4 protein-coding genes are annotated in these 6,607 nt (G+C 39.9%); all 4 read right to left on the minus strand.

Annotation, left to right across the window (positions count from 1 at the left end):
• Window positions 1-421: 421 nt before the first annotated feature.
• Window positions 422-2,788, minus strand: a complete 2,367-nt coding sequence (locus E1176_RS08345; RefSeq protein ID WP_185152706.1) for a transglycosylase domain-containing protein — start codon at window positions 2,786-2,788, stop codon at window positions 422-424.
• A gap of 76 nt (window positions 2,789-2,864) precedes the next feature.
• Complete coding sequence (locus E1176_RS08350; RefSeq protein ID WP_185152707.1) at window positions 2,865-5,303, minus strand: leucine-rich repeat domain-containing protein; 2,439 nt, start codon at window positions 5,301-5,303, stop codon at window positions 2,865-2,867.
• Entirely contained in the window at window positions 5,293-6,120 is an 828-nt protein-coding gene (locus E1176_RS08355; RefSeq protein WP_155210154.1) for a hypothetical protein, read from the minus strand. The genes E1176_RS08350 and E1176_RS08355 overlap by 11 nt, the downstream gene beginning before the upstream one ends.
• On the minus strand, window positions 6,117-6,607 hold a 491-nt coding region (locus E1176_RS08360; RefSeq protein ID WP_155210155.1), incomplete at its 5' end, for a hypothetical protein. The genes E1176_RS08355 and E1176_RS08360, both read right to left, overlap by 4 nt.

Raw genomic sequence — 6,607 nt, forward strand, 5'->3', positions numbered from 1 at the left:
GACTTACGCTTCACTTCATCAGGAATGACGGACATGGAAAGGTTACTGCTGTACTTCATCAGGAATGATGTTCTCGGGAATGTCTTTAGGCCAGCTAATTTATGTAGGATGGTTTCTCGGTTGTTAAGAATATTTAACCTCGAGCGTCATCCCTGCGTAGGCAGGGATCTCTAATTGAGTAAGAAAAAGTGAGATTCCTGACTTCCGCTGCGCTGCATCAGGAATGACGGGAGGTTGTTGCTACGTTGCATCAGTAATGATGTTCTCGGGAAGGACTATCGTATGATTACATCAGGTTACGGTTAATAATGTTACTTCTTCAATAAATGTTGTTAATAACCTCGAGCGTCATCCCTGCGCTGGCAGGCTGCTGGGTTGCATCTGGAATGACTACTTGTGTTATCTCAAGGTGCCTGCTAGATCAATCTCCATCACTATCTTTTTTCTTAAACAAATCACCGATTTTTTTAAAGAGGCCTTTTTTCTCCTCTTCCTGATCGTCAAATTTGCGCTCTTTTTCCCCCTTGGTGAGGTCGGTGTTGAGAAGGCGCTCAAAGAAGTTTTTATCTTCTTTTGATATTTCACAATCCAGGCGATTTCTTAAACTTTCAGGCAAAGGCCCAAACCCAGCCTTTGCGATTTTTCTCAATTGAGGGTCATTGTTTATTTGCTTAAAAGTCTCTGCAAAAATCGGCAGCGCAGTATTTGCACCACTACCCAGAGCCGTACTTCTAAATCTTATTCCAGGATTATCTGCACCTACCCACACGGCCATCACCAGCTCGGGATTATACCCTATAAACCAACCATCGGCATTTGCCTGTGTTGTACCAGTTTTACCGGCAAGCTCATTATCTAAATTATATTTCCATCGAACTCGCCCTGCTGTACCATTATCAACAACCGCTTGTAAAAGCTTATTCATCATTTGGGTGGTTTCTTCACTCATCACCCGGCCATACGTTTTAGGTTCGGCTTTGTAAAGTGATTCCCCTCTTTGACTTTTTATTTCGGAAATGAAATAGGGTTTGACCAACTCACCTCCGTTAGCAAAGCTGCTATAGGCACCAGCCATCTCTACTAAAGAAATATCCGCTGTGCCCAAAGCTAGAGAAGCAACCTCGGGAAGCTCAGATTCAATACCTGCATTTCGGGCAAAAGTTGCAGTTTGTTCAATACCCACTTCTTCCAATACTTTTATGCTTACGGTATTTACCGATTGGGCCAATGCGCCTTCAAAAGAATACTTTAGTTCGTTTTCACTCTTATCAGCATTATCTGGAGACCACCCTTCCAGGTTTGTATAAGTGGTTTTTCTTGCGGAGATATAATCACAAGGATCCATGCCCTTTTCCAGAGCGGCAGCATATACAAATGGCTTGAAAGTAGAGCCAACCTGACGTTTAGTGCTAAATTTCGCATGGTCATACTTGAAATACTCGTGGTTGATGCCGCCTACCCAGGCTTTAACCGCACCGTCTTTTGGGTTTAACGCTATAGCACCGGTATGTAAAAATTTTAAATAATGTTTTATAGAATCAATAGGAGAGAGGTTCTTCTCTACATCACCTTCCCAGCTAAAAATCTTCATCGGAAGGGTTTTGCCCATTTCTGCTAAGGCTTCATCATGATTCATGCCCTTTTCTCTCAACTTTTTATACCTGGGCGATTGAGAAATGGCGTTTGTGAGAATAGAAGGGTTGTCGTACCAAGGCGATTGTTTGCCCCAATGGTTATCAAAAGTTTTCTGCAACTCCTTCATGTGTTTTTGTACTGCACCTTGCGCGTATTGTTGTATGCGAGAATCTATGGTCGTATATATTTTAAGACCATCGGTGTACATGTTGTAATTAGAGCCATCCGGTTTTGTGTTAGCTGCACACCATGCCTCGACTTTTTTTCTTAGCTGTTCGATAAAATAAGTAGCAGGCCCCTCATTATTGCTAATGCGCTTATAATCAAGCGTCAGCGGTTTTTCAAGCAACATGTTTAAGCTGTCATCAGATAAATATTCATACTTATTCATCTGCAGCAATACAGTGTTTCTTCTAACAAGAGAGTTTTCAGGGAATAGCCTCGGGTTATAGGTGTGGTTTGCTTTCAGCATACCTACTAACACGGCAGACTCTTGAGGGGCTAGTTCTTTAGCCGATTTACTAAAAAATCTATTGGCAGCCATCTCGATACCGTAGATATTTTCACCGAAAGGGACTGTATTGAGATATAAAGTCAGGATTTCCTGCTTGGTATAAGTGTTTTCCAGTCTGTAGGCAATGAGTATTTCTTTAATCTTTCGAGTTGCCAGATAGAATACATCGCTTTGTTGTCTGGGAAATAGATTCTTAGCCAGTTGCTGACTTATAGTGCTACCGCCACCACCCGAGCGATCCTGGAGAATTACGGTTTTGACGAGCACCCGAATCAAACTTCTGTAATCAACGCCCTCATGCTCATAAAATCTAGCATCTTCGGTCGCTATCAGAGCGTCTACAACTGATTTATCTATATCTTCATATGCAGTTGGCGTCCGTTGCTGTAAAAAGTACCTGCCGATGACCTTACCGTCTGCACTGTAGACCTCAGTAGCCAGATTGTTTTTAATGTTAGCTAGCTCTTCCTGAGTTGGTATAGGACCAAAAGTGCCGGAAGATACCAACAGAATGAATACAATAAGGCACGTAATAGCGGCTAGTACCAAACCACCCAGATATTTGGAGGCTTTCACTAGTTTTTGCTTAAAAGTTGACGTCTTCTTTTTTGTTTTCGTGGCTTTCCGCTTTTTCTTCACTGCACTTAATTTTTATTGATTGCAAATATCGTAATGAAAATGGGTTGACGACCTGAACAGCGTCTAATTTTATCTACTAGTAGTAAGTGACACTACATGACGGATTTTCTTCTTTAAAATCCTCTACACGGCCAGAGGAAATGCGCGTATTATAGCAAATAAGCTCAGAAAGAGAAAGGTACTGAACCGGATCGAGACGCTTTACTCGTGTGTTGCTGCAATCGAGTTTCTCTAAGCCATGAAGAAGCTCCAGCTCATTGAGCCTCTTAATTTGCGTGCCTGAACAATTAATTTCTCTTAACTCAGTAAGGTTTTCTAATGCATCAAGCTCTTCTACAGGCGTGTTGGCAATACTTAGCATTTTTAGTTTTTTAAGGTGGGCTAGAGATGATAGCTCACTTACAGGGCTGTTGGTAGCAACCAATGTCTTCAGGTTTTCGTGTTTCGCTAAAGGACTTAGGTCTGAAATGCCGGTATTATTAAAACTTAATGCCTTAAGTCTGATAAATGCACTTAAAGGAGCCAAGGTGTTTATAGAAGTTCCTGTCAGCTCAAAATCCTCCTGTTGTGTTATTTGATGGAGCTGCTCCGTAGTAGGTACGAGTTCTTCTTTTGATTTTTCTTTCAATAAGTCGCTCCAACTCTTAGGCAAATCCAGCCACCACCTGATCAATCTATCAGTTTGAAAAATGACCAGAACCTCGGGGTTTTTATCGATAAGCAGATTAATGTCTTGCCCCGAAACCGGTGTATTATCTACATAAACGGTTTTCAGAGATTTTAAATATTCCAGAGAAGTCAGGTCGATGATGAGCGTAGAGTCAGCTTCGATTACCTGCAAATTATCAGCATTTTTTAAGGCCTTCAGTTCGCTTACCTCAGTATTAGAAATGTTAAGGTAAGTGATTTGGTTGAGCTCCTTCAATGCTGTAATATCATTGATACTCGTATGCCTGGCATCTAACCATCTCAGGTCTCTCAATCTTTTAAGAGGCTCCAAAGAGTTGATGGCAGAATTATGACTTATATCCAGCGAATCGATAGCCGTAACTTTGGCTAGTGTCTCTTTGCTTGGATTATTACTTATGTTGAGTTGTTTTTGAAAAATAGCTCTCCAGCTATCGCTCAACGATACCCACCAGCTTTGCGTGTCTTCTGAGGCATAAACGATGAGTACTTTAGGGTGATTTCTGGCAAAAGTGCTTATATCTTTAGTGAGTAAAAGAGGGGTGTTATCACAGTATAAGCTCTTTAGACTTTTAATAGCTGAAAGTGGCTCCAACGAACCTACAGACGTAAAATTGATGGAAACAACCTCCAAATTATTTAGCTGACCTAATGGCTGTAGATCTATGATATTTGTACTGTCTAAGTTAATTATAGATAGCTTATTTAATCCGCTTAGCGGTTCCAGCTTATGAATAGCAGTCTGGCTTACATTCAATTCTTGTAATTGATCTAGTTTATTGAGTGAGCTAAGGGCAGTTACCCTGGTTTGCCTTAATTTAAGTCTTTGTAGGTTTTTTAACTCACTGATTGGAGTTAGGTCATCAACCTCTGTGTGCGACAAGTTCAGGTTTTCGAGACGATGCATGTTACTTAGCACTTCAATATCACGAACCTGCGTGTGCGACAAGTCTATAGATTTTAAAGCACGACAGTACTTGATCATAGATATGTCTTCAATGTCGGTACGCGATAGGTCTAAATGCTCCAGATCAGTCAGATTTCTCAATGGAGCAACATCTTTTATGCTGGTATTGCTTAGAGAAAGGCTTTTTAGGTCAGTAAGGTTGGCCAGAGCGTCTATTGAGATTACGTACTTGTTGTCAGAAATGTCTAGTGTGTCGGTGTTCGTAATCGTTTTGATCTGATCCAATGTTAGACTGTCGGTGGTAAAATCATACTTCTGCTTAAATATGGTTCTCCATTCGTATGAAATACTGGTCCACCAGCTTTTTAGGGCCTTTTTCTCATTAAATTCATTGGTGTAAATGCTGGCAATTTGTAAGTCTTGTTTCTCAGGATTGTAATTGATTTCTATAAATCGTGGGATGGTGTTATTTACAGAATCATTGTTTACAGTGAGACCTTTTAGGTTTCTGATCATAGAAACTTTGAAGAAGAGATTTCCATCATCGTTAGTTTCGTGAGTGATTTCTTCAATTTCAAAATCAAACTGCACATCCTTAAAGAAGAAATCTACATCTTTTAAATAGGCCGATACATCTTTGTTGGTAATAACATCTCTATTTTCATCGAGATCATCTTCAACCTGTACTTCGGGGTCTCTAAAAATTTTCTCAAAACTCTGAGTGATAATCACATCCTTATCCCGGGCAGATGTTTTTTTACTTCCGAGTGTATTGAGCATATATTCAAAAAAGCTCACCATCTGACGCACATCATCATGGTAGCTTTCTAGTTCACCCTCCTGTAAATCCTGACTTTGGGCTTTATGTTGTGCAGTGAATAGCAAAAAAACCACTAGAGCCAGGCTTATACTAGTTTTCATAGAAAAGGTATTTTTTAAGTATTGCTTCATCTTGAGCAGACTTAAGTTTTGTTAGGTTACTGATTAGCCAACCACGATTATAGCCGTCTCTGTTAAATTGAGAGAGCTCAAAGTACCAATTGTCAATTTGGAAGAAGTGAAATTTCACATCGTTTACCGTCTCAAATTTTAGCGCACCACGACTAATCTCATATACAAATATAGACAGTTGATCTGGCTGAAAGCTTCTTTCGGTGAACTGACTTACGCTGTCTTTATTAGCAAAAGCTTTGCGTAGATTCATAAAGTCGAGTTCGTGACTAAGCGGATGCAAAAACTGCTGTACTTTGCTTGTGTCTCTTTTGAAGTGAGACATGAAAGTATCGCTGTGAATCTTAAAAATATCCCACTGAGTACCTTTATGAGCCTTCTCCAGCTTTAAGAAAAGTTTTATGTTTTCCTGCTTGCCATTTAGTGTAAAAGTGGTGTTTACTTCAGCAAACCAGCTGTCTTTATGAAAATCGAGAAATGCAGGACGATCAATAACCGCATCTACAAATTCTTTTTTGATTGCTTTGTCAAGGTTGGTATTGCTGTTGTCAAATAGTATTTCAAGGTATTTTTTCCTGAGCTTATCTTGTCGGTATCTTTTGTCTTTAGGGTAGTATCTGTTGCCTTTCTCATCTTCCTCACCGTTAAACCTTCTGAAAAATTGGTTTACCTGCTTCGTTTCGGCATAAAGTTTAGATTCATCATCCATTTCGCCTACAAGCTGAGCTTGCAGGCCAAAGGATAAATGAATAATTGTAATTATTGCAAGTGATCTTACGAGTCTCATGCAGTTGTTTCAGTTACTCTTATATCGCCAAGTAGTACATCCCAAAACTCGATAGTACGTCCCTGAATCTGTGTTTCTTTCTTCTCAACGTAGATAGTGATGTCTTTTTTGGTGGTGTCTTTATACTCCAGTTTATCATTGGAAGAACCTTCAAATCTTTGATAAATCGTAACCACACCTACATATCGGCCATCTGGCTGTCTTTCTAAATCGCTGATGTAGTGAATGTTATACCATTTGATATTTACTTTATCATAATTAAGAGCCATAAGTCGCTCGAAGTACTCACGCACTTTGTAATAATTCACTTCATCTGTGGTAAGTGATGATACACCCATTTCGCTATCCGGAGCAAAAAGTTCTTCCGCTCGGTCCATCACACGTTTGGCTTCGGCAAAAGGAGTTTCTTTATTACCAATAATGCTAATGTACTTACTTAAATCACGCACTTTTTCCAATGCAAGTGAGTCAATGGCTTGTTTGCGAT

This window comes from Fulvivirga aurantia, assembly GCF_009711475.1.
Classification (GTDB): Bacteria; Bacteroidota; Bacteroidia; order Cytophagales; family Cyclobacteriaceae; genus Fulvivirga; species Fulvivirga aurantia.

What these genes read in the sequence shown, in the direction of transcription:
- E1176_RS08350 (WP_185152707.1), bottom strand. Translation starts at nt 5,303, where the DNA reads ATGAAAACTAGTATAAGCCTGGCTCTAGTGGTTTTTTTGCTATTCACT.
- E1176_RS08355 (WP_155210154.1), bottom strand. Translation starts at nt 6,120, where the DNA reads ATGAGACTCGTAAGATCACTTGCAATAATTACAATTATTCATTTATCC.